Below are 23,825 nucleotides of genomic sequence, written 5' to 3' on the forward strand. Positions count from 1 at the left end.
TCTCAATCCTCCCTAATTCATATCTAATATTTATTAATCAATTTTTTTAATGATTTTGGTTTGAATCAAACGATATTGACCATAACCAATCAAAGCACCTATTAATCCTGGTAAAATCCAACCTAATCCTTGGCTACTAAATGGCACTAAATGGTGATAAACCGTGACGATATGTTGTAAAATCCCATTTGAAATCGGTAAACTAGCTAACATATCTCCAATGGCTGGAATCGTAATAAAGCCAATCGTCCAACGATAAACTAATGGAGAACCATCAAAATATTTTTTGCATAGGCTCAAACCAATTATTCCCAGAGCGTAAGGGTATAGCATCATCATCACTGGTACTGACCAGGCAATAATAGTCGTTAACCCTAAATTAGCCACAATCAATGAACCAATGGTAATCACACGAAGCCAAAAGCGATATGAATACTTAGGAAATACAGCTTCCATATCTTGTGCAAAGGCTTGAAATAGTCCCATGGCTGTAGTAAAGACTGTCAAAGTCACCAAAATAGCAGTTAAAACCAATCCTGCATTGCCGGCATAGTGACTAATAATTTGTGCAAGAGCAATCCCACCATTCTCAGAAAGCTTTAGCTGACCAAGGCTCATTGTCCCCATTAAAATCAAGACAATATAAATTAAGGCTTCAGCTACAACACTTAATGCCCCTGCTTTAGCAATTTCTTTGGAAATATTATCATTATGGACCCCTAAACCTCGAACAGCGTAAACAATGGTTACACCAACCGTTAATAGGCCGACTCCATCCATCGTGTTATAACCTTCCATAAACCCTGCAGTGAATGCGTGATTTTGATAAGACGCAGATGGCGTATAATTCAAATGCCCCATTGGAAACAAAAAGGCAACGACAAACAATACTAACAATCCTAGCAAGAAAAGCGGATTCAAATACTTACCAATCCAAGCTGTAATATCAGCCTTTTTCACCGTCAACAAGTACGCTAATCCAAAGAAGATAACCGTAAAAATAAATAAGCCTACTGTAGCATATTTAGCTGGCAATAATGGCGCAATTCCTGTCGAAAATGCAACCGCTGGCAATCTTGGTGTGGCAAAAAGCGGTCCAATGACTAAGTGAAAGGCGACTACAATAAATAAGGCAAAATAGTGAGACACCGGTTGCGCTAATGCATACAAGTCCTCGCTTTTGGTCACTGACACAGCTAACATTGCCAAATATGGCACAATCGTTCCCGTCAATACGAAACCAATTGTGGCCGGTAACCAATGAGCACCAGCTGCTTGACCTAAATGGATTGGGAAAATTAGATTTCCAGCACCAAAGAAAATCCCAAAGATCAACGAAGCTAGTAAAATCACTTTATTAAAACCCAACTTTTCATTTTTCATTACTGGGGTACCCCTGTTCTAATTTTTATATTTTTACATAATTTTAAAGATACCATATTTAATCTCAAAAAGGCAGACTAACCTAATTAAATTAATCTGGTTTCTTATTAGAATTTATTGAAATTATAATATGTTAAAGCTAAGATTTGAATATTAAAATTCAAAAGACGACTACTCTAAGATCTCAGATCTCAAATCAGTCGTCTCATTTAAATTATTTTATGCGTTATTTTTTCGTTCATTCCGCTTCTTACGTTCATAGCGACGATATAAGATCACCGCAATCAAGGTGAAGAAGACTGGTCCAGAAACTGTCCAAAATGCATCTGTCCATTGATGTTCCAAAATTGGCTCAACACAAGTGAATAATACACTCAAAGCCAAGACAATAAATGAAATAGCCGTAACAATCCACATCATAGTCTTATTTTTAAAGAAGACGTAGGGTTTTTCAATCTTTGGATTTTGATTGAAGAAAGGATAAGCTCCCACTAAGAATAGATATGGTAAAGCCGTTGAAACGTTACCCATCAATGTCAAAATATTATAGAAGACTTGCGCTGTTGATCCACCAAAAGCAATCGCAAAGATCAAAATAATGACAAAGATTGCTTGGTACCACATTGCGTTAGCAGGCATTCCTGCTGAATTCAATTCAGTGACATGTTTAGGCCAGAAGTCCTTAGGTGTTCCCAAAACAAAGGCCTTAATTGGTGAATAAATCAAAACGAAAAATGAACCAATATAAACAATGAACATATCAAACCCAGCAAAACGAGCAAACCATTCACCCATCGTAGCTGCCCCAGCGGCATTCAAACCAATTTGATTACCAAAAGTGCTTCCTAAATTATTCATCATGACATAGGTTACGTTTCCTAAATTAACATGTCCTTGGTCAATAATTTGAGACCAATTAGCGCTAGCTCCCCAAAGAAAGATCGAAATAGCATACAAGACCGCGATAATCGCCGTTGAAATCAAGACCCCGCGTGGGAAATCACGTTTAGGATTTTCCATGCTATCAGTAATTCCACCCATCGACTCCATCCCTGCATAAGCAAAGACAGCATAAACCACGAAACTTAACATCGCAATTGGTGATGTGAAACTAGGATTAGCACTGTGCAAAAAGGTCGAAAGCCCATGAATTGGTTCTGCTGTATGGAAACCATTCTTCAAAAGAATGAAAATACTAAAAACGAAAAATAAAATATTAATGGTTACCATCATAATTCCACCAAAAGATGAAATTTTTGAAATCCAATCAATTCCTTTTGAAGCAAAGAAAGTAACCACAATAATCAATAGGACCGCCAAAACTCCAATTACTTGATTTGAGTGTAATCCCCAAAGATGCCAAGTCTGAGTTTGGTCGGACCCACTAATGAAAGTTGAAAATGGAATCCAAATCTTAGAAGCTGTAGCTACTAACCATGTTTCCCAAGAAGCCAACCACATAAATGTTCCGATAAAGGCAATTTTAGGTCCCACTGCCCCTTCAATCCAAGAGTAAATTCCACCCTTAGCCTCATTAAATGCTGATCCATATTCTGCCATCATAAATCCCAGTGGTAGGAAGAAGAAAATTGCGGCAAAAATATACCAGATAATACTTGCATAGCCCATTTGCATAAACGCAATGGGGGTGTTCGCAAATCCAAAGATGGTCGTAAAGATCATCATGATCAAAGTCATTAGTTTGATCGATTTGCCGGTTTTTCCGTTTTCAGCGTCGTTCATAGTTCCATTCACTCCTTAAAAGCTCAGTATCAATTGTTATTTTATAAATTCAAATCTGTTTTAAAATTCAACTTCGAGAAATCAGTTGAAGCGGTAATAATATCAGCTGTTAACTTACGATAGGCAGTTAAAGCTTCATCTGCTAACTCTTCACTCGTCTTAGTCAAAAAAGCTGTCAATTCAGGTCCTGTCAAATTTTCAGCACGTTTGTCAGCATCACGAAGCCCCTTGTTCAAAGTGATATTAACTTGTTTTTGGGTTGTTTGAAGTTGCTTCCCAAATTCTTTATAGTGCCCATCTACCAAAACGCTCACTAACTTATATGCCCAATAAGCTGATTCTCCATCATAAGGCAAGGTCCCAATTTGATAAGCCTTCGGGGTGTCATCAATTCCAAGATAAAATGGAACATAAACGCTTTGGGCAGAAACACCCATCGCGATCCATTGGACACAAGCGACTGCTGGATCCATATTTGGTCGATGCTGTAAGATATGCGATTCTTGAGTTTTAGCTAAACTAATCGGCCGGAAAAGATGATTTTGCTCAGACTCATTCATTGGATCATAAGGTGTCTTTTCAAAATGAGAACTCAAATACATTTTCACGTCATCAACACTCAATAAACGATTAGCTTTTTTGATGAAATCCAAATCCTCACTCATGGGTGATTCATTTGTAGCTCCCGAAAATTGTTGCTGACCCCACCAAACTCGTGGTGTACTGTAATGTTCATCTGACAAAGTTTGAGTCCCAAAAATCTTGCGGAAATTAAAAGTTGCTGGATTTGGATTCAAATGATTACTTTGGACAAAATCAATAATTTGAGGTGCAAACATAAAGTTATCCGAATCGTTAAAGTCAATTGCCTGAATTGCTAGTTGATTGGCTACAACCGCATAGCTATCATCTGGTATTCGTTGGGCGACCCAATAATGACCTGTACTAGTTTCCATATACCAAACTTCATCAGCATCCGAAAACAGAATCCCATTGGTCTCACAAGTACCATATTCTTCAATGATTGCTCCCAAGCGAGCTACCCCTTCACGCGCAGTTTTTACATATGGTAAAACAACCGTAACCATGGCCTCTTCACCAATTCCATCTTCTACTAGTGGATCGGATCCCAATACCGTTTCATTCGCATAAGCACTTTCTGTAGCACTCATGGCTACCCCAAATTCATTAAATCCATCTTCTTCAAACAGACCCTCTTTAGTTGTCCATTCTGGGGTTGCTGTATATTTAAACTGCAATTTTGGTAATGGCATCTTAAACCCATTGGCCGATGAGACAAATGTTTGTTCTGTGGTATGTTCTGTATGGGGATGCACCACAAAATGTTTAGGCCATGATGCCTGGGAATCCTCATTTCGTCCAATCATCGTTGATCCATCAATCGTAGCTTTTTTCCCTACCAGAATACTAGTACAAGCACTCAATTCCGCTTTATTATATTCCATATTATTTCTCCAGTTAATTTATGCATACAATGTATAAATATTCTAAAATATTTCTATTAATAAAAATATCTTCACTAAAATTATATACCTATTTTCTTATAAGTCATCAGTTAATTTATAGAATTAACATTTATACAATCCAGTTATCCCTCAATATTTATGATATTTCAAAATATCGCCATTTTCATTAAATATATTCATTTTTTTGCATAAAAAAGTTTGAATTCTCATTGTTTTAAAATTATTTTTTCATTTGTTTTTAGTTTTTTTAGCAAGCCATACTAAACAACACCAAGTACTAAAAAAAGGTCAAGGTAATCTCACCCCAACCTTTTTTATATTTAAGCTTTAATCCTTTTAAACTAATTCACTTTATTTTTATGTTGCATCCAAAAATAAACTGGCAGACCAATCAAAGTCAATCCAATTCCAGTCATTGCCAACCAGAAATTTGATAGCAGCGTCATCACAAGAATAAAGACTCCTCCTAAAATAGCAATAATCGGGATCACTGGGTATAATGGCACCTTATATGGACGCGCCAATTCAGGCTCCGTGTGCCGTAATTTAATTACTGCAACAAAGACCAAAGTGTAAAACATCCAAATCACGAAAATCAACATATCAGTTAGTAGATCAAAACCACCGACAAACATCAAAGCAATCGACAAAACTAATTGAAAAATTCCAGCAATATATGGAATTTGATAACGATTCAACTTAACTAAATGTTTTGAGAATGGCAAATCATTTTCAAGAGCCATCGCATATGGCAGACGCATTCCCGTCATGGTATAACCGTTAAGCGTTCCATAGATTGAAACTAAGATTCCAATGGTAATTAACTTACCACCTAAATGGCCAAAAATCTTATCAGCCACATCCATAGCCGTAGTTTCATTACCAGCAATCGCATTAATAGGTAATGTATGTAAGAATACAAAATTAACTAAAAGATAGATAATCATAATACCGAATAAACCACCCGCAATTGCTCGTGGTAAATCACGAGACGGATTCTTCAATTCACCCGCAATGTTTCCAACGTGAATCCATCCATCATAAGCATACATTGTAGCTAATAATCCGGCTCCCAATCCTGTTAGGAAACCATCAGTATGAGCACCTGCATGAATGGGGAAGAAGCTGACTTCAACTCCACCTGGCTGCAATAATCCAAAGATAATAATTAAAGCCAAAGGAATTAATTTGAAAAACAAGGTAATTGCTTGGAACTGTCCTGCTACTTTTGAACCTAAGAGATTAATCAAAAAAACCGATCCCACAGCAGCAATTCCGGCTGGCACAGTATAATTAACAGATAAATGAAATAAGTTAACGACTTGTGTTCCAAAAATAATCCCTTTAGCCGCAATACTAGCTGGGAAGTAAACAATAACCTGGGCCCAACCTAGTAAATAGCTCATCATCTTACCGTATGCCCGTTCAATGTAAACTAACATTCCACCTGTTTCTGGAATCGCTGCGGCTAATTCAGCCCCCGTCAATCCGGCTGCTAATGTAATTAGCCCTCCTAATGCCCACACAAAAATTGACATGTTGGCATTTCCAGTGGCTGTTGCCACCCCTGATGCTTTAAAAAATACCCCAGCTCCAATAACCGTCCCCATCACGGTTGAAATTGCTGGAATCAAAGTCATCGTTCGCTTTAATTCTGTTTGCTCACTCATTTCTTTTCCCTATCCTTAACCTATATTTGATCTAAATATTACTCTTAGCATATCACCAGAAGCTCCCCAAGGCGCTTTTTTGATGTCATAAGCTGCTTTCTAAACTAGAAAAGTATAACAAACCACACTGCGATATGAAATAATTATGTTAAAAAAGCTTACATCAACTTAGTATGAAACTAACTAGACAATTTTAAAATTCATCCTAACCACTCACTTATTAAAATAAACCGGTTAGTCAAAATCAATTTACGTAAATCATTAATTATGGTGTACTACTAATGAAAGGATTCAGCCCTATGAAAATAACACTGGAAATCGACCCTAACTTAACGGCTCCCGAAGTAATTATTCGTGCGCCCGCAGATTCACCTGCGGTTGATGATATCAAACAAAAATTAACATCCACCTCATCTGAATTTGAACAAATCACCCTTTATCAACAACAAACTAAATTCGAAATGCCAGTTGATCAAATTCTTTTCTTTGAAACGGACGGACGCCAGGTGTGGGCTCATACAACGAAACAAAGTTTTGCTACTCGGCAACGCCTATATAATCTAGAAGAAACCCTGCCCCCGCAATTTATTAGAATCTCTAAAGCGGGAATTGTCAATGTAACCAAAATTCAGGCTTTAACCAAATCGATTTCAAATACATTAATTCAGTTTCAGAATTCACACAAACAAATTTACGCATCACGGCGTTACCATAAAGCCTTAGAGGCTCGCTTAATTGATTGGAGAAAATTATCATGAGAAAAACAAATTGGTTCTGGGGCAGCATTTTCATCATGGCTGCTGCTTTACTTATTGCAACCCAAATGGGCTGGTTATCATTGCAAATGCCCGTTGTTACCATCATTATTGCTATTATTTTAGTGGCACTCCTTGTTTCCAATCTGATTTATCGTTCAATTGGTGGCAGCATTTTTGCTCTAGCTGTGTTAGCCATGTTATTTAATCGTCAACTAGGCATTCAAGCATTAATGCCATGGACAATCATTGGAGTATCACTACTTTTAATCATTGGTTTGAAGCTGATCTTTAGGCCTAAAAGTCATTGGTCTCACTCCCACTATGATTGGACAAAAAATCAAAATAGTTATTATGGTCAAAATCATCACCGACCATACGAAAATTTTAATCATATGAATTTCGGACAACCAGGATCCACAGATGATCCAGCATCGGATGATAATCGTACTGAGTTCAATTCAAATGATCAGTCAAATCCAAGCATCATTACTATTACAACGACAATGCAAAACAACATTCGCTATCTTCAAGGATCCAACCTCGAAACGATTAACCTGCGTAATTACATGGGTGATACTAAAGTTTACTTCGATCAACTTACCGATACAGATCATCTAGAGCTAAACATTGATAATTCGCTAGGAAGCGTTAATCTTTATCTACCTCAAAATTGGCAAGTTACCAATGAATTGAATCTTTTCCTATCAGCCTCCGATGAACGAGGAATGCATAGCCAAACAATTGGCCCAAGAATCACTATCCGTGGTCGAATCTATCTGGGAAATTTAGTAATTCACTATATTTAATAACATTTAAAATTAAAAAGAGACGGGTAATTTTATCCCGTCTCTTTTCTGCATTATAAAGATGAAAGTATTTTTTAATCCGCGTATAGATGATACAGAATAAATTATAATATTCCAAATTAAAGGAGGTTGGTAATCTATTTACTCAACCTCCTTTGATTTATTTTATAAATAACATTATGTTACTCAATTGAATGTTAAATCTTTGACATCTCTAAAATGTTTGTTTCAAAGTAATTAAAAAATGCATCATGATCAACTTGATATACAAATTCAACTAAATTACCAGTTGGGGTTATAAACGTTCGGCCACGACTTATCCCATCTGGAACTACATCTATTTTCAATATCTTAGTCTGCACCAAACGATCATTTAGCATGAATGCAGTGGTTAAAACATCCCATAGGAAATATGCTATAGACTTGGTTTCAAAACGATTCAGAGTCGGTACTGTTGCATAAGCTTGTCCAATAAAATCAAGACCTGGGTTTTGACGAAGTTTGGCCCAACGCAATCGATCAGCTGGACGCAAAGGGACTTCATGTGTACTTTCAAGTCCCACCATTTGCAAGTTTAAACCAGCATTTACCACTACCTTAAAAGCTTTAGGATCCCAAAAGGCATTCCACTCTGCCGTTCCATCTTGTTCTGGTTCAGTGATATTACCTTGTCCAAAAGTACCACCCATCACCACTAAGCGCTTAATTTTATTTTTAAGTTCCGGCTTCCTAGTTAAAACGGTCGCTAAATCACTGACCGGTCCAGTAAATAATAAGGTCAGTGGCTCTGATGCCTGCGTTAATAACATTTGTAAATCATCGGCAGCCGAACGATCCGAAATTTTAGTCGTACCAATCCCAAATTCATTTAAAATTGGAAGTGCATCTACCGTAAAAGCATCCAATCGCCATTCTTTCGGGAATGGGTCACTAGACGTAGCATCCGAGGCACTAATGATTAGATCTTCGTGTTTTCCAAACCGATGAATAATTTTTTGAGTCGCTTTAATTGCTGGAGCTAGGTATGAATCAGCGGGCACAACTCCCACCCCGACCAATTCAATTTGTTTTTTTCCCTCAGCTGCTAACAATAACATCAACGATGCCAAATCATCCACACCACCATCATGACTAAAATATACTTTTTCCACCATTTTATAGAATTCTCCGCTTGAAATGTTCGTAATCAGACCCGTTTACGTAATTATAACATATAATTATTGACTAATAAACGAACTTTATTCCGGTGACTTATTTCTATTTCATGAATACAGTCTAATCTATTATCCTTCCATCTATCTCGATAAAATAATTTATCTTCACATTACAAATTCAGCCTTATTTTACCCATTATGAAATAACTTCAAATTTATTTTTTTGTAATTTAATTTGAATATCAGCTTGCTGAGCCAGCTTATCATCATGAGTAATCATAATTACGGTTTTACCATATTCACTCGCTAATTCTTTGAATAAATTAACGATCAATTGCGAATTGTCATGATCTAAATTTCCAGTCGGCTCATCAGCCAAAACAATTTTAGCATCTACTAACAATGCTCGTACAATGGCGACACGTTGTTGCTCACCACCAGACAACTTTTGAATCGACATCATAGCTTTAGAACGACTAATTCCAACACTTTCTAGGCTATTTAAAATAAATTTTTTATCACCACGATGTCTTGAATCTGTTATTTCTAATGCAGTTTCAATATTTTGATAAGCTGTCATCGTTTTTAATAAATTATAAGCTTGATAGATGGTTGAAACATATTTTTGACGATATTTAGTTAAGCCAATTTTATAAATTGAAGCTCCGTTAACCCTTATATCGCCTTTTTTAGGAACATCTAATCCAGCAAGAAACGACAACATCGTCGTTTTCCCCGAACCCGATTCGCCTACAATCGAATAAAAATTACCATCTTCAAATTCTAAATTTATATTTTCATATAATCTTTGATCTTCATCTGCATACCAATGACTTAAATTATCCACTTTTAGACTCATTATTTGACCTCCTATACTTATTGAGTGCTTTATTAACTCAAAGCCACTTAATTTCAAACTATGATTGACAATATTAATCATCTTGCAATATTTGCTTTGGCTTTAATTTGAGAATCATAATTGCTCCTCCAGAGACGGACAAAAATGCTATTAATATGGCAACTGAACCTAGTTCTGCAATCGTTGATGGTGTCATTACATTCTTTAGATTCACGTTTTTTTGTGTCGCAACTTGACCACCCCCAATGTCACCAATAGGTTTGTTCCCAGCCATCTTACCAGGAACTTGACCTCCGCCTCCTGGTGCACCGCCAGCTTTATTTTGGATCTGATTAGTTTGTTGTTGATTCACTAAGGTCTGTCCCACTTTATTAGAAGCAGCTGTTCCAACCGCCGTGGCAACTCCCAAAGCGACCACTAAAATGATCAACAATTCGGTGAAAAGTTGTCCGACTACCTTTATTTTTGATTCTCCCAAGGAAACTAGTATTCCAATTTCTCGACGCCGTTCCCGAGTTAGCAAAAGAATAATCAATCCCAAAATTAACACTCCAGCAATAGAAACAACCCAAACGATTTTGCTAGCTAGTTTTGCAACATTTTCCATATTCTTAGCAGCCGTTTTGTACGAAGATTCATCAGAGGTCAATTCCATATTACTGTCGTCTAAAATCTTTTTAGCATCTTTAACAAACTGTTTAGTTTTAGCCGGTTCCGTCATGTTGAAGGTAACGTTTGAAACTTTATTTTCCGTACCCGCTAAAGTATTAGCCAAAGTATATGATCCATAAATGGTATTGGCTGGATCACCAGTCATCGGCTCGCCATTCGTCTCAGAACTTTTATAGATTCCGACAATTTTTAAAGTTTTCGTCTTAGAACTATCATCAATATTGGTAACCTTAATTTGATCACCAACTTTAATGCTATTAGCTAACGCCAATTCAGTCTCAACTACAACATTATTGGTATCAACATCGCTGGCTTTAATTCCACGTCCAGAAGTTATTTTATCCGTTTTAGTCTTAAAACCTGACAAACCAGCCGTAGTTATAGTTCCACTAATTGTAATATCACCCGAACTGGATTTGCTCATATCTCCGAGATTTTGGTTTTGCTTCGTGGTTGAAGTAATAGTCTTAAAACCGCTAGCATTCACTGAAGCACTATTGGTAATATTATATGAACCAACATTTGATAATGCGGCCATCTGTTTGACCTTATCCACTGTCGTCGTTGCTACTGTCATCGCAGGAGTAGCTGTACTTGTCTGGTTTGAACTATCGTCAGTCTTAGCTCGCATTTTATCAAACATTTTTTCCCGATCAGCGGACAAAGTTACCGTGGATCCCACCGAATCCGATGCAATTTTGGCTGAACTAAGCGCGGCATTTTGAATGATTAACCCCGCCATTACAAAAATTAAAATTACGCTGGCGACAATCGTCAGCAAGATGGTGCGTCCCTTTCGTGCCCACAGGGTCAGCCCTGCTCGTTTTATAAAATTCATAATATGTCCCTCGTTTTTCTATCCTGAATATTTTTCATTATAGGAACACGTACTTATACTAAGCATAAATATACTTCAAACGAAACTTAAATTCATAAACATGCACTATTTGAGATAAACGTTTATAAAAACCAAAAATTAAGCTAATTTTATCCAATCCATTTTGCACTGATTCAAAATATTAAAGTTAGCCTATTTTGATCATCATTTCTGATCAACAAAAAAATGCCATCAGTTATGACTTATTCATAACTAATGGCATCAATTTTTTATTAATCTGCAAAATACGCTTTTAAAGCATCGACCTTATCCAAACGTTCCCATGGCAAATCTAACTCTGGTCGACCAAAGTGACCGTAGGCAGCAGTTGCTTCATAGCGAGGTTGGCGCAAGTCCAATTCCTCAATTATTCCAGCTGGACGTAACTCAAATAAGTCCCGAATCGCTGTCACTAATTGTGCATCTGCAACTCGACCAGTCCCAAACGTATTAACATCAATCGAAACTGGTGCCGCCACACCGATTGCATACGCAACTTGAATCTCAACACGATCAGCTAATTCCGCTGCAACGATGTTCTTAGCAATGTGACGAGTGGCGTAAGCAGCACTTCGATCTACCTTTGTGGCGTCTTTTCCGGAGAAAGCACCACCACCATGACGAGCATAACCACCATAGGTATCAACAATGATCTTTCGCCCTGTCATACCAGCATCACCCTTAGGCCCACCAATCACAAAACGGCCAGTTGGATTGATATAATACCGTGTCTTTTCATCAACTAAATTGGCTGGCAAAATTTCATCAATAATAACCGCTTTAACTTCTTTTCGTAACTGTTCCAAGCTCACACTCTCACGATGTTGAGTCGATAAAACAACCGCATCAATCCGTTTAGCTTGATCATTATCATCTAATTCGACTGTCACTTGAGCCTTAGCATCCGGTAAAAGATATGGTAAAGTTCCTGTTCGGCGTACTTCGGCTTGTTTTTTAACCAGGGCATGTGACAAGACTACTGAAAGAGGAAGATATTGATCTGTTTCGTTGGTAGCATAACCAAACATTAATCCTTGGTCTCCAGCCCCAATTTGATCCAGCGGATCAACCCCACCATCTTCACGTTGTTCCATCGCACTATCAACCCCTTGCGCAATATCAGGAGATTGTTCATCAATCGTTAGTGCCACATGAATATCATCTGCTAAAAATCCAGCATCTGGATCATCATAACCAATCCGTTTTAGCGTTCGACGAACTATTTGATTCATATTAACATAGGCACTTGTTGAAACTTCCCCAAAAATATTCACAAATCCAGTTGTAACCGATGTTTCAATTGCGGTCCGAGCCATTGGATCGTCCTTTAAAATGGCATCTAAAATGGCATCTGAAATTTGATCGGAAACCTTATCGGGGTGACCTTCTGAAACTGATTCTGAGGTAAATAGACGTTTTTCCACCATCATAAAACTCCTTTAAGTATTAATTTTTTTATGTTTCTTAATTTTGATCAATAAAAAATGACATACGATAAGCGCATGTCATTTTAATGATCATTACGCCCATCTGCTAGAAGTTACCACATCGCCCAATTGGGTACGTTGGTGTCAGATCATCGGGTCTAGTCCCTCCCTGAACTCTTGATAGGAATGTTATTTTTACTGCTAGATTATATTTTACACGATTAAACAAAGATAACAAGGACTTTTAGCCTGAAAATTCCCAATCATTTTAGTATGTGACGTTTAAACTTGGCTCTCTAACACTAATCCTTCAAAAAAAACACGTAATGAAGTTTTACCATGTTCCGCTCGTTTACCTTGTAAGTATTGCATTTCTTCGTGTACATTTTTATATTCAAAAAGCGCATTTCCATAATTAATGAATAATTCATTCTCATAGTCATCTAAGCACAAATGAGCTAAATTGGTTAACCTAACTTTAAGCGCTCGTCTTACTCGCTGAAAAATAATCTTTTTTTCATGTTCATCAATTTGATAATCAGCTGCAAAATTGATTTCCTTAAAATGTAACTGCTTTTATAACATAATTTCAGCAATAAACAAGATATCTGATACTCCAGTCTCCGTCGCAATTCCTAATAAATTTAAAATCGAACGCATTTTAGCTTGTTGTTCTTTTTGAATCATCTTTTTATCTACCACTACTTGTAACGAAGCTGATTGATCGCCTAATAAATTCTGAATATGATTTAATTTTTGTTCCATTTGGAGATTTTGTACCACTTTTTCTAAAACCGTTTTAACTTCTATCACATTAATAGGCTTATCAATAAAAAATTCGATCCCACCACGATAAGCATCCTCACGTAAATGAGACGAGCGAACTTGTGAAATCATAACAACTCGCAAATCGGGTTGAATTACCTTTAATTTTTTAACCAAATCGATTCCAGACATCTCAGCCATCAATAAATCAACTAATAAAATATCAACATCCAAGGCCAGCCACTGATCCAAAGCTTCTCGGGCAGAATTAGCCCATCCCACCACGGTGAAATCAAAATTTTGTTCAATAATTTGTTTTAAAACTAAAGGAACAGAAACATCGTCATCCACAATAAAGAAATTCATTGTTCCACATCCTCCATCTTACTTTGCAAAAGATACACTGTAAAAGTAGTTCCTTCACCCGGCTTTGATTCAACTGTAATTTTGCCTTGAAATTGTTCCTCGATAATTTTTTTCGTATGGTATAAACCAATTCCTCGATAGACGTCGCCTGTTTGCAGATCAAATTTAGTCGTGAAGCCTGGTTGAAAAATTGCCGCTTGAACACCTGGATCCATTCCCACCCCATTATCATCAATTTCAAAAATAATTTCATTATTCATACGACTGATATTAATTTGTAGCCGCCCTGACCTTTGATTAGACATTGCTTCTAACCCATTTAATAATAAATTAGATAAAATTGTTACCAGCGCATAATGTTTACCCACCACAACTTCAACTTCATTTTGAGCCTGGACTATTACATTTAACTGTCTTTCCTTAATGGTAGCACGCAGATCGGAGATAACAATTCGTAAAATCTCAGTTAAATGCATGGTCTGCATTTGATTTAAATCAAATTGTTCACCCAAACCCGTAATTACATTTCGATAATTTTTCTTAACCTCATGGACATCACGAGCAATTTCTAAAGCGCGTTGACTAGCAGTAGGATTTTCATCCTGTAGACTTTGGTTCAAAAAATAAGCATTCTGCATAATTCGCTCAATCTCATCGACATTTTTTTGCATAAAATATAATTCATTTTTAACTGCGGCAGCCGCTAAAACAAATTGATAATATTGTTTCTCATGTTTTTCTTTACGCATCATTAAATTTAAATAATGGTAACCAAAAGCAAATATACAACCCAACGTACTACGTAGCAAAGCCACAATAAACAATAATTGGAAAAAATGGTAATCTGCAAAATTACCCTGATTCATTATGCCAATTTCAAATAAGTTAGCACCATAATCACACAAAACAATCGTACAGAAAAAGGTTAAATCGTTCCAACCACCACGCCTCCAATACAACCAATAATATAAAGCGCCATAACAAACATAGAACCCAATATCTGACAAGGTTAACAATCCAATCGTCGTAATCTGATCTGAATGGCTAAGCCACAAAAGTAATCCTCGAAAAATAGGGGATGCTAGCGCCACAGTCCCGACAAGTGAAAGTGGATTTAAATCGGTATTAAAATATAAAAAAGCTGGTAATAGCAATGGTGAAAAAGCTACGATAAAACCGGGCATCAATGCTTCAAAATTAACTTGCGAAGCCAAAGCAACACATAAAGCCACTACTAAAATTCTTTGCCATCGACCAAATCGATTCATTCTTAGACCCATTATCAATCCTTCTTAGTTTTATTTTTGAAGCTTAGTGAAGTTTTTTGAAACCGCTTACTTATAATATTATTGTAAATAAGAAGCCAAGTGTCAAGGAAGCACCCTCTTCCTAAATAATTTAAACACTGCATTTTTTGAAATTGTCTTCTTACCTTTACAAATTTAATCATAAAGGTTTAGGTGAATTCGTATGACTGGTCTTAAAAAACATGCACATTTTAGGCTCAAAATGCCAGGTGCCTTCGTAATTCTATTCTTATTAACCGTGATAGTCGTCTTGGCCACTTGGTTTGTACCTGCTGGAAGTTACTCCAAATTGTCCTATGATCAACCCAGCAAGCAGTTGAAAGTCCACGTTCCGGATGGACCCACTCATAAATTACCTGCTACCCAAGATTCATTAAAAGAATTAGGGGTCAAAATTGATATTAAACAATTTACAAGCGGCGGAATCACCCAAGAAATTTCCGTACCAGGGACCTATCGTCGTCACAAGCAACGGCCTGCTAGTGTCGTCGCCATTCCTAACAGTATGGTTCGAGGCACCATCGAAGCGGTCGATATTATGGTCTTTATCTTCGTTTTGGGTGGCTTGATCGGAGTCGTAAAAGCCAGTGGGGCTTTTGAATCCGGACTTATGGCCTTAACTAAAAAAACCAAGGGGCACGAATTTATGTTGATCTTCTTGGTCGCTGTCCTCATGGTCTTAGGAGGAACCTTGTGTGGAATTGAGGAAGAAGCTGTAGCTTTTTATCCCATTTTAGTTCCCGTCTTCATCGCCATGGGTTATGACTCGATTGTCAGTGTAGGGGCCATCTTCTTAGCTAGTTCAGTCGGGACAGCTTTCTCCACAATTAATCCTTTCTCCGTGGTCATTGCTTCAAATGCCGCTGGAATTAATTTTACCCAAGGAATTGCTTGGCGAATTGTTGGTTGTGTAGTTGCCGCCTGCTTCGTTATTGCTTATCTTTATTGGTATAGTAAAAAAGTTAAAAATGATCCCAGTTTTTCATATGCCTATGAGGATCGAACCCAATTTGAAAAAATGTGGTCGGTGACCGGTGAACAAAATAGTATTGCTAGAATCTTTGACTTTCGACAAAAATTAATATTAATTCTCTTCGTTATCACTTTCCCACTCATGGTTTGGGGTGTGATGTCTCAAGGTTGGTGGTTCCCTACAATGGCAGCTTCCTTCTTAACTTTTGCAATCTTCATTATGTTCCTAACTGCCACCGGACCAAGTGGAATTGGCGAAAAGGGTGTGGTAGATGCCTTTGTTGCTGGATCATCAAGTTTGGTAGGAGTTTCACTCATTATCGGATTAGCTCGTGGAATCAATATCGTCTTAAATGAAGGAATGATTTCAGATACTATGCTACAATTTTCATCATCATTGGTGACCCATATGAGCGGTCCAATCTTCATTTTGGCCATGCTTTTAATCTTCTTCGTTTTAGGCTTCATTGTACCTTCATCATCTGGATTAGCAGTTCTTTCGATGCCTATCATGGCACCTTTAGCCGATACTGTCGACATTCCTCGTTTCGTCGTAGTCACAGCTTATCAATTCGGACAATATGCCATGCTCTTCTTAGCCCCAACCGGCTTAGTGATGGCCACTTTGCAGATGTTAGATATGAAATACTCACACTGGCTTAAATTTGTCTGGCCTGTGGTAGTCTTTGTTTTAGGCTTCGGAGCTATTATCTTAGTTGCAGAAGTTTTGGTCTATTCATAAAAATAAATCTTATCTATTTTCAAAAGACTTCGCTACTTAATTGTCAGCGAAGTTTTTTATTAAGGTTTTAATCAGTTACAATCTCAATTCGAGTACGTTTAAAAACAAAAAAGGCTAGGACAATTGTCCTAGCCTTTTAATAACGTGAAACAAATTTAAAGTTAATCGCACTTATTGTTTGTTCAATTAAATTTAATTTTCAGTTATTAATTATAATTAATTTTTCAAGAAAGCAGTAACAGCGGCAGCAAGCACGATCAAGACCAACCCAATTACAATTACAAGCCATTCTTTTTGAGTCTTCTTAGTGTGCATTACAATAATTCCTGAAACGGTTGCTCCAACAATTGAAACTTGTGAAAGCACAAATCCAGTTGCCAAACCAAGCATTGCTGGTTGAGCAGAAACCAAGTATCCTAAGGCAGCCATAGAAAAGAAGAAACCAGAGAAAATTTGCTTGTAAGTTACGCTTTGCTTGAAGATGTTGTTGTGGTTCTTAGCAACTTCATAGATTCCAAGAATCAAACCAAAGGCAGCCATTCCCATTGCTTGGGCCAAGAACATGTGTAATCCATCAGTTCCACGTGTGTATTGTGGAAGAATTCCATAAAGTGAGTAACCAACTTGAGCAATCAACAAAACACCAACAGCCTTCATCAATAATTGCTTATTTCCAGCTGACTTCTTTTCTTGATAAGTAGTCATGTAAGCTCCAACCAAGATTACGATTACGGCAAGGAAACCATAAACCTTTGATGAAACAGGGCCCCAGTTACCAAGCATGATAACACCCCAAACAACGTTAGCCGTGATTTGGAAGGCCGTTGAAATTGGCATTGCCTTAGCTGATCCCAATTCGTTTCCGGCTTTATCTTTCATCCCAAAGGCGAAGATTGTCAAAACGTTACCAAAGGCCCATGCAGCCCCTGAGAAGAATGCCAACCAGAAGTTAGCTCCGTGTAGCATTGGCATTTGCATGATTAATGAAAGCACAATGGCAACGATAAATGTTCCCCAAGTAGCTCCAAAGATACCTTGAACGGGCTTACCACCAAAGTAAGAAACAAAAGTTGGATAAGCACTCCAACCAATAATCGCTAATAGCGAGAAAAGCAATCCATACATATTCATTTTTTCATCATCCTATTCTAATTGATTACATCGTAAAAACTTCCAAATTAAAGAAGCGAACCATAAAACAAATTAACAATCCCCTAAATTGGGGAAATCAATTTGTCGATACCCGCTTCTTAATCTAAAAGCATTAATATTTATTATTTAATTGCTTCTCCAGCAAAATCAACGTTTGATTCCAAAACAATGTTTGAGAATGGTGTGATTTCACCAGTACGAACTGTCGCAATATTATTATCATCACGGCTCATCGCTTTAAGCTCATCATGTGAAATGAATACAACTTCAACATCGTCATCCAACAAAGCTTGAATTGCAGCAAATTGTTCTGGATTGTCAGTCTTAATTTCTTCAGCCAAGTAGGCTTTTTGAATTTTCATTTCTGAAAGAGTTGCAGCCAAAACATCAATGAACAAAGGAAGTCCACGAACTACTGAAAGGTCAATTTTACGACCATCATCTTTAACTGGAAGACCTGAATCACCAATGGTTAACCATTGTGTGTGCCCAATTTCTGAAATGGCATTTGATAACTTAGTATTTAAAAGATTTGTCTTACGCATAATCTATCTCCAATTCAATAATTAATTAATTATTTGTGTGCTTCCAAAACAGCCAAAACTTCGTCTTCAGTTGGAATACTTGGTTGTGCACCGGCACGTGAAACTGTCAAAGATGAAGCAGCTGAACCGTAACGCATTGATTCTGCTAAGTTATCCAAGTTAGCGTGCAAACGAGTTGCAGTAGCTCCGATAAATGTATCTCCGGCTGCAGTTGTATCAACAGCACTAACCTTAAAGGCTGGCACAATTCCTTCAGTTCCATTATCACGCATGAAGAATGATCCTTCTGAACCAATAGTAATGATCACAGTATCAATTCCGCGTTCGAAATAGTAAGCCGCATTGTGCAACATTGAGTGCTCATCAGTCACTTCAATCCCAGTCAACAAGAATGTTTCATGTTCATTAGGTGCAATAATGTCAGTTAATTCTAGTAATTCGGCTGGCAAACCACCAACTTCAGGCATTGGAGCAGGGTTCAAGATTGTCTTTACGCCATTTTCGTGCGCAATTTTGAATCCTTCAATAACTGTTTCCATTGGTGTTTCTAATTGTGCAATTACGAAGTCTGATTCAGCAATAGCATCTTCATGTGCACGAACATCTGCAGCAGTCATATCAGCATTGGCTCCACCATAAATGTGGATGATGTTATCTCCAGTTTCAGCAGAAACCGTGATATATGCTTGTCCAGTTTCTTCAGTTTCAGAAACCATTACATGTTCAGTGTTCAAATTAGCTACGTTCATGCTCTTAGCAGTGTCAAATTCAGCACCAACCTTAGTGATCATGTTAGTCTTAACACCTGAACGTGCTACGGCTACGGCTTGGTTCAAACCTTTTCCACCCATTGCTTCAACTTGATGATTTGGAGTGTGAAGAGTTTCTCCACTTGCTCCAAAACGGGGTACAGAAACAACTTTGTCAATGTTAGTTGAGCCTAAAACAGTAATAATCTTTGCCATTAAATTATCCTTCATTTCTTTAGTATATTTTTTAGTAGCACCACTTAACTGTCCGTATAAATTGACAAGCAATGTGAAGCAAATTTCAATAAATATATTATAATATACCTTTTTTTGTTTGTAAACGTTTTCTGAATGTTTTTTTCAAACGTTGTGGTTATTAGATGTTAAACGTTTTATCTATTTTAGTTAAACGTTTTATTTGTAATCGGTTAATGCATGTTTTTTAATATACTTTATATATACATTATCATATTAATGGTTTATACAAGCAATTTTGATTATTTTCATATTTCTTTTGAAATTTTAGTAAATTCAATTGACCATGAAAATTACTTACATTTTGTTTGAATTTCTTTACTTTAATCTCACCCAAAATTGAATTAAATCAAATTTTATGGGTTTTGTATTGTTTATCACAAATTTTATGGATTTTCATATAAAAAAGAAGCTGTACAAATAAATACAGCTTCTTTATATAATTATTTATTTTTATAGACTCCAAAGTCCAAAAATCAACAGTAACACCGCTGCAAAAGCAAAATTAACTATCATGAAAACTTTTAAGAAGGTCCAAGAAAACTTAGGATCTAACTGACGGAAAACACGATACCCTATTAAATTAGCCATTGAGGCGAAAATTGATCCATATCCTCCAATATTTGATCCAATAAATAAATCATAAGCATGATCTGTGAAGGTTGAAATCAAAATCGTTGAAGGTAGATTTGAAATAAATTGACTTAAGAAGAATGTTCCAAATAAAACGTGAGACTTGGTATCAAACAAGGTTTCAATTAAATGTTTTACCTCTTCTAAATGAGCTAAATTATTAGTCGCAATAAAGAAGAAAATGAACGTTGCCAATAAACCAAAATCCACTAAGTTAAACATCTTGGGATTATATAGAAAAAAGGCGATTAAGATTAATGGCACCACCAGATTAAACGGTGTCCAACCAAAAATCGTAATAATTAAAATAATTCCAGTAACCGTCAAAAGGCTCAAACGTCCCCGATGAATTTTATCTGGTTTTGGTAAATCAATTTGGATTGGTGTACTTCGAACAAAGCGCGTAATGATAAACATTAAAACTAAGGTAGCAATCGTTAACGATGCTGACCATTCAAAAAATTGAATGACATTAATCTTATAGTGTACAAACATATATAGATTTTGCGATTTACCAAAAGGAAACAAAATTGCCCCAGAATTAGCCGCCATGATAACCAAAGTCGAACCAACGACCTTTAAACGGGTTGTTAGTTGATCAGCTAATTTTAAATAAATAGGTAATATCGTTAAGATCGCGATATCATTTGATAACAACATTGCCCCAAAAAAAGATAGAAATGTAACACTTGTCATTAATGTTCGCGCATGATGACTTCGGTTCACTAACCAAACTGAAACGGTATGCAGAATTCCAGCTTTTTCTAAAAATCCTACCCAAATCATCATAGTCATTAAACTAAAAACAGTATGCCAATTGACCGCCCCAATGTCAGGACGAACCAGAAGAGATGTAATCACAGCTAACACCATACTAGCCGTAAACATTACATCCTCTTTCAAGTATGTAAAGATACGATTAATCATTAAGATGCTTCTCTTTCTCCAACATTGTGCCGTATGCGTTTGCTAATCGAATTATTTGATACGCCTTTGCAGCCATTAATGCTGTTATTCCTGCTGAAATCATCATTACAGGAATACTAGCCACTGCGATACTTCCCGTTGTAATTGAACGGCTCGTATGCGTTTTATGTGTCATGCTACAATCTCCTTAAATTATAAAACTCAACCTTTCTATTATCTGAAATTTGCTATTATTAATCAAACGCTAAACTGTAACATTCACACTATGATGTTATAACATTATCTGTCTTTAGAAACTATTTAATCGTTTATTTTCATAAAAAAGTTATAAATGCAGTTAAACACGAACTTCAAGACGTGAATACCTTTTCAAAGTTAGTGTTTTTCTGTAACAATCTTTACAAATATATTTTTTAAATTTTATAAAAATTAACACATTTAAATACGTTTTAGATTGATCCAATTTTTACCCTTGCAAATTGTCGTAATTCAAACAATTACAAAACATCAATTATATAAATATAGACATCCTAATGTACATACTTTTAACTTCTCACCATCGATCATTTTATTATTTATTTCTATAACTTAATGTTATATTGAATGCAAAAAGGAGAACTACTAATGAGAAAGATCGTTTTTTACGGTGAAGTCAGCCTCGATGGGTATTTATCAGACCAAAATGATAATTTAGATTGGCTTTTTCAAAGTGACCTTAATGGCATATCAACTTATGAAGAATTCGAAAAAAATGTCAGCACATTCGTCATGGGACGAATCACCTACCAAGAAACTCAAAAATATCTAAAAGGAAATGAGTTATATCCTGGGAAGGAAAAAATTATCTTTTCACATCATATTTTAAATCACAATAAGGATACATCTTTTGTAGCTGGTGATATTATCAAAATATTTAATAGCTTAAAAGCTCTCGACGGAGGGTTAATCTGGATTATTGGTGGCGGATCTATTGTCAAAGTATTATTAGAAAATAACATGTTAGATGAAATTTGGTTACAAATTGCCCCCGTCTTATTGGGAAAAGGTAAAAAATTATTTGAACCTGGTAATTATTATCAAAAATTCAATCTTAAATCAGTGAAACAAATGGGTGAATTAACGGAATTACATCTTGTTAAATAACATTTAATTTTTTAATTCAAATTTACTAATTTAACTAATAAAAAAAGCATCTTATCCAGATGCTTTTAATTATCTAAATCTTTTAATCAATGGCCCGAGCCAAACATATTTACTAAAATTACCCCAATCACAATTAGCCCCGTTCCTAAGATCGTTGGATAATTAATAGAATTATGGAATACAAAAACTGAGATTAAAGTCACTAAGACAATCCCCACTCCACTCCAAATTGCATATACAACGTTAACTGGTAGAGCTTTAACTACAATCGATAGGCAATAAAACGAGACCACGTAAGCTAACAAAGTCGCAACTGTAGGGTACATTTTTGTAAATCCATCTGTATATTTCAATAAACTGGTTCCAATTAATTCAGAAACAATTGCTAAAGCCAATAATAAATAATTCATAAATTCATCCCTCTGATTTCATATCCAATATAACTGATCAATAAAAGATGATGATTCACCACAATGTCTCCCAAGCAACATAAAAATATTTATATAACATTATTTTATAACTACCTCAAAATCAATTTTATAATATATCGATGCTCTTTGCCCATTAATGTAATTTATGTCTTCGTTAGCTCATTACTTTCTTGGATAATATTTTTGATCTCTTTTATCGTTAATTCTGTATTATTTATTAAAATGGTGGTCCAATACTTTTTATTCATATGATAACTAGGTTCTACGCCTTTTAACGTCCTTAAGCTCTCACTATGCTCGGGTAAAAGCTTAACATTCAATGATAGCTCATCATCTTTGATATAGACCATAGCTAAAATTTTATTATTTTTATGATGCTTTAAAATCGACCATTTAATCGTTGATTTTGTACCAGGCTTATTAAATGGATATGATAAATATGCATCCGTCTCAGAAATGATCATATCTATCAATTCTTGTTCTTTCATCATTATTTCCCCCATCTTTAAAAAAATTAAATTATACAATTCCCTTAGCTTGATTAAAATCCATATCCATCGGTCTGATGAATGACCAAGTTGAATGAATTACTTTCCATTCATCTGCTTCTAACTGATACACTTCAATACAATTATATTGCATGTCAATCAACGAAGTTTTTGCATACAATTGATAAGTTAGAACTGCCATATCAGCGACTGCTTGCACCCGTGGGGATTCAAAATTATATGTATCAGCAAATAATTTTCCTTCTACATTTTTTAGAACCATTTCTTTAATATCATTATATGTATCCACACGATGTTCCACAGCTCCATCAAAATAAGAAAACTGATTCTTTGACCAGATATCTAGATAACCTGATGTATCCCCTTTAAACCACTTATCCAAAGCACCTTTTTCAAGTGAAATTATTTTTTCTTCTAAATTATTTTCTTTATTCATCATAATTCTCCTATTACTTTTTAGTTTCTTAACATCTGGTGCAAACGGTGGGAATCA

General features: G+C 36.1%; 23 protein-coding genes and 1 riboswitch. Of the genes, 4 read left to right on the forward strand and 19 right to left on the reverse strand.

The window, feature by feature from the left end; all coding sequences use genetic code 11:
• Positions 1–33: 33 nt before the first annotated feature.
• The 4 genes from brnQ to WKK_RS03025 form a co-directional block, all read right to left on the reverse strand.
• Positions 34–1,383, reverse strand: coding sequence for a branched-chain amino acid transport system II carrier protein (gene brnQ, locus WKK_RS03010; protein ID WP_013989410.1), 1,350 nt, complete (start codon positions 1,381–1,383; stop codon positions 34–36).
• Positions 1,384–1,602: 219 nt separating this feature from the next.
• Entirely contained in the window at positions 1,603–3,126 is a 1,524-nt protein-coding gene (gene yjeM, locus WKK_RS03015) for a glutamate/gamma-aminobutyrate family transporter YjeM (protein ID WP_006846038.1), read from the reverse strand.
• Between the two features lie 41 nt (positions 3,127–3,167).
• On the reverse strand, positions 3,168–4,592 hold the full coding sequence (locus WKK_RS03020) for a C69 family dipeptidase (RefSeq protein WP_013989411.1): 1,425 nt from the start codon (positions 4,590–4,592) through the stop codon (positions 3,168–3,170).
• A 362-nt stretch (positions 4,593–4,954) separates the two neighbouring features.
• The gene (locus tag WKK_RS03025; protein WP_013989412.1) at positions 4,955–6,283 is read right to left on the reverse strand and encodes an APC family permease; all 1,329 of its coding nucleotides are present in this window, start codon (positions 6,281–6,283) and stop codon (positions 4,955–4,957) included.
• Positions 6,284–6,582: 299 nt separating this feature from the next.
• Between WKK_RS03025 and WKK_RS03030 the strand changes: the two genes are divergently transcribed.
• Both WKK_RS03030 and WKK_RS03035 read left to right on the forward strand, forming a co-directional pair.
• Complete coding sequence (locus WKK_RS03030; RefSeq protein WP_006846041.1) at positions 6,583–7,041, forward strand: LytTR family DNA-binding domain-containing protein; 459 nt, start codon at positions 6,583–6,585, stop codon at positions 7,039–7,041.
• Positions 7,038–7,847, forward strand: coding sequence for a LiaF transmembrane domain-containing protein (locus tag WKK_RS03035; RefSeq protein ID WP_013989413.1), 810 nt, complete (start codon positions 7,038–7,040; stop codon positions 7,845–7,847). The genes WKK_RS03030 and WKK_RS03035 overlap by 4 nt, the downstream gene beginning before the upstream one ends.
• 197 nt (positions 7,848–8,044) lie before the next feature.
• Here WKK_RS03035 and WKK_RS03040 read toward each other — a convergent pair whose 3' ends face one another.
• The 7 genes from WKK_RS03040 to WKK_RS03065 all read right to left on the reverse strand — a co-directional run bounded on the left by WKK_RS03040 (position 8,045) and on the right by WKK_RS03065 (position 15,247).
• Positions 8,045–9,001, reverse strand: a complete 957-nt coding sequence (locus WKK_RS03040; RefSeq protein WP_006846043.1) for a nucleoside hydrolase — start codon at positions 8,999–9,001, stop codon at positions 8,045–8,047.
• Positions 9,002–9,197: 196 nt separating this feature from the next.
• Positions 9,198–9,860 carry an ABC transporter ATP-binding protein gene (locus WKK_RS03045; RefSeq protein ID WP_006846044.1) on the reverse strand — a complete coding sequence of 221 codons (663 nt, stop codon included), beginning with the start codon at positions 9,858–9,860 and terminating at the stop codon, positions 9,198–9,200.
• Positions 9,861–9,933: 73 nt separating this feature from the next.
• Positions 9,934–11,370, reverse strand: coding sequence for an ABC transporter permease (locus WKK_RS03050; RefSeq protein WP_013989414.1), 1,437 nt, complete (start codon positions 11,368–11,370; stop codon positions 9,934–9,936).
• A gap of 272 nt (positions 11,371–11,642) precedes the next feature.
• The gene (gene metK, locus WKK_RS03055) at positions 11,643–12,836 is read right to left on the reverse strand and encodes a methionine adenosyltransferase (RefSeq protein WP_006846046.1); all 1,194 of its coding nucleotides are present in this window, start codon (positions 12,834–12,836) and stop codon (positions 11,643–11,645) included.
• Between the two features lie 96 nt (positions 12,837–12,932).
• Positions 12,933–13,023, reverse strand: a riboswitch (SAM riboswitch).
• 95 nt (positions 13,024–13,118) lie between these two features.
• Complete coding sequence (locus tag WKK_RS07250) at positions 13,119–13,391, reverse strand: DNA-binding domain-containing protein (RefSeq protein ID WP_341348853.1); 273 nt, start codon at positions 13,389–13,391, stop codon at positions 13,119–13,121.
• Between the two features lie 21 nt (positions 13,392–13,412).
• A complete protein-coding gene (locus WKK_RS03060; RefSeq protein ID WP_013989415.1) occupies positions 13,413–13,967 on the reverse strand; it encodes a response regulator in 555 nt (184 codons plus the stop codon).
• Complete coding sequence (locus tag WKK_RS03065) at positions 13,964–15,247, reverse strand: sensor histidine kinase (protein ID WP_013989416.1); 1,284 nt, start codon at positions 15,245–15,247, stop codon at positions 13,964–13,966. The genes WKK_RS03060 and WKK_RS03065 overlap by 4 nt, the downstream gene beginning before the upstream one ends.
• 190 nt (positions 15,248–15,437) lie before the next feature.
• Here WKK_RS03065 and WKK_RS03070 point away from each other — a divergent pair, with 190 nt between their 5' ends.
• Positions 15,438–16,988, forward strand: coding sequence for a YfcC family protein (locus WKK_RS03070; protein WP_013989417.1), 1,551 nt, complete (start codon positions 15,438–15,440; stop codon positions 16,986–16,988).
• A gap of 216 nt (positions 16,989–17,204) precedes the next feature.
• Here the strand turns inward: WKK_RS03070 and WKK_RS03075 are convergent, their stop codons facing one another.
• The 5 genes from WKK_RS03075 to WKK_RS03095 all read right to left on the reverse strand — a co-directional run bounded on the left by WKK_RS03075 (position 17,205) and on the right by WKK_RS03095 (position 21,424).
• Positions 17,205–18,119, reverse strand: coding sequence for a GRP family sugar transporter (locus WKK_RS03075; RefSeq protein ID WP_013989418.1), 915 nt, complete (start codon positions 18,117–18,119; stop codon positions 17,205–17,207).
• Between the two features lie 143 nt (positions 18,120–18,262).
• Positions 18,263–18,685, reverse strand: a complete 423-nt coding sequence (gene rbsD / locus WKK_RS03080) for a D-ribose pyranase (protein WP_006846051.1) — start codon at positions 18,683–18,685, stop codon at positions 18,263–18,265.
• A gap of 29 nt (positions 18,686–18,714) precedes the next feature.
• Positions 18,715–19,650: a ribokinase gene (rbsK, locus tag WKK_RS03085; protein WP_006846052.1), complete on the reverse strand. Its 936-nt coding sequence runs from the start codon at positions 19,648–19,650 to the stop codon at positions 18,715–18,717.
• 492 nt (positions 19,651–20,142) lie between these two features.
• Complete coding sequence (locus WKK_RS03090; protein WP_013989419.1) at positions 20,143–21,249, reverse strand: SLC13 family permease; 1,107 nt, start codon at positions 21,247–21,249, stop codon at positions 20,143–20,145.
• Entirely contained in the window at positions 21,242–21,424 is a 183-nt protein-coding gene (locus WKK_RS03095) for a hypothetical protein (RefSeq protein ID WP_006846054.1), read from the reverse strand. The genes WKK_RS03090 and WKK_RS03095 overlap by 8 nt, the downstream gene beginning before the upstream one ends.
• Positions 21,425–21,873: 449 nt before the next feature.
• Between WKK_RS03095 and WKK_RS03100 the strand changes: the two genes are divergently transcribed.
• A complete protein-coding gene (locus WKK_RS03100) occupies positions 21,874–22,392 on the forward strand; it encodes a dihydrofolate reductase family protein (RefSeq protein ID WP_013989420.1) in 519 nt (172 codons plus the stop codon).
• An 86-nt stretch (positions 22,393–22,478) separates the two neighbouring features.
• On the opposite strand, the gene WKK_RS03105 is transcribed toward WKK_RS03100, so the two are convergent.
• The 3 genes from WKK_RS03105 to WKK_RS03115 form a co-directional block, all read right to left on the reverse strand.
• Positions 22,479–22,802: a DMT family transporter gene (locus WKK_RS03105; protein WP_006846056.1), complete on the reverse strand. Its 324-nt coding sequence runs from the start codon at positions 22,800–22,802 to the stop codon at positions 22,479–22,481.
• A gap of 164 nt (positions 22,803–22,966) precedes the next feature.
• A complete protein-coding gene (locus WKK_RS03110) occupies positions 22,967–23,314 on the reverse strand; it encodes an MmcQ/YjbR family DNA-binding protein (protein WP_081461280.1) in 348 nt (115 codons plus the stop codon).
• 28 nt (positions 23,315–23,342) lie between these two features.
• Entirely contained in the window at positions 23,343–23,768 is a 426-nt protein-coding gene (locus tag WKK_RS03115) for a nuclear transport factor 2 family protein (RefSeq protein ID WP_013989422.1), read from the reverse strand.
• Between the last annotated feature and the right edge of the window lie 57 nt (positions 23,769–23,825).

The sequence above is a fragment of the Weissella koreensis KACC 15510 genome, assembly GCF_000219805.1.
In the GTDB taxonomy this organism is placed as follows: domain Bacteria; phylum Bacillota; class Bacilli; order Lactobacillales; family Lactobacillaceae; genus Weissella; species Weissella koreensis.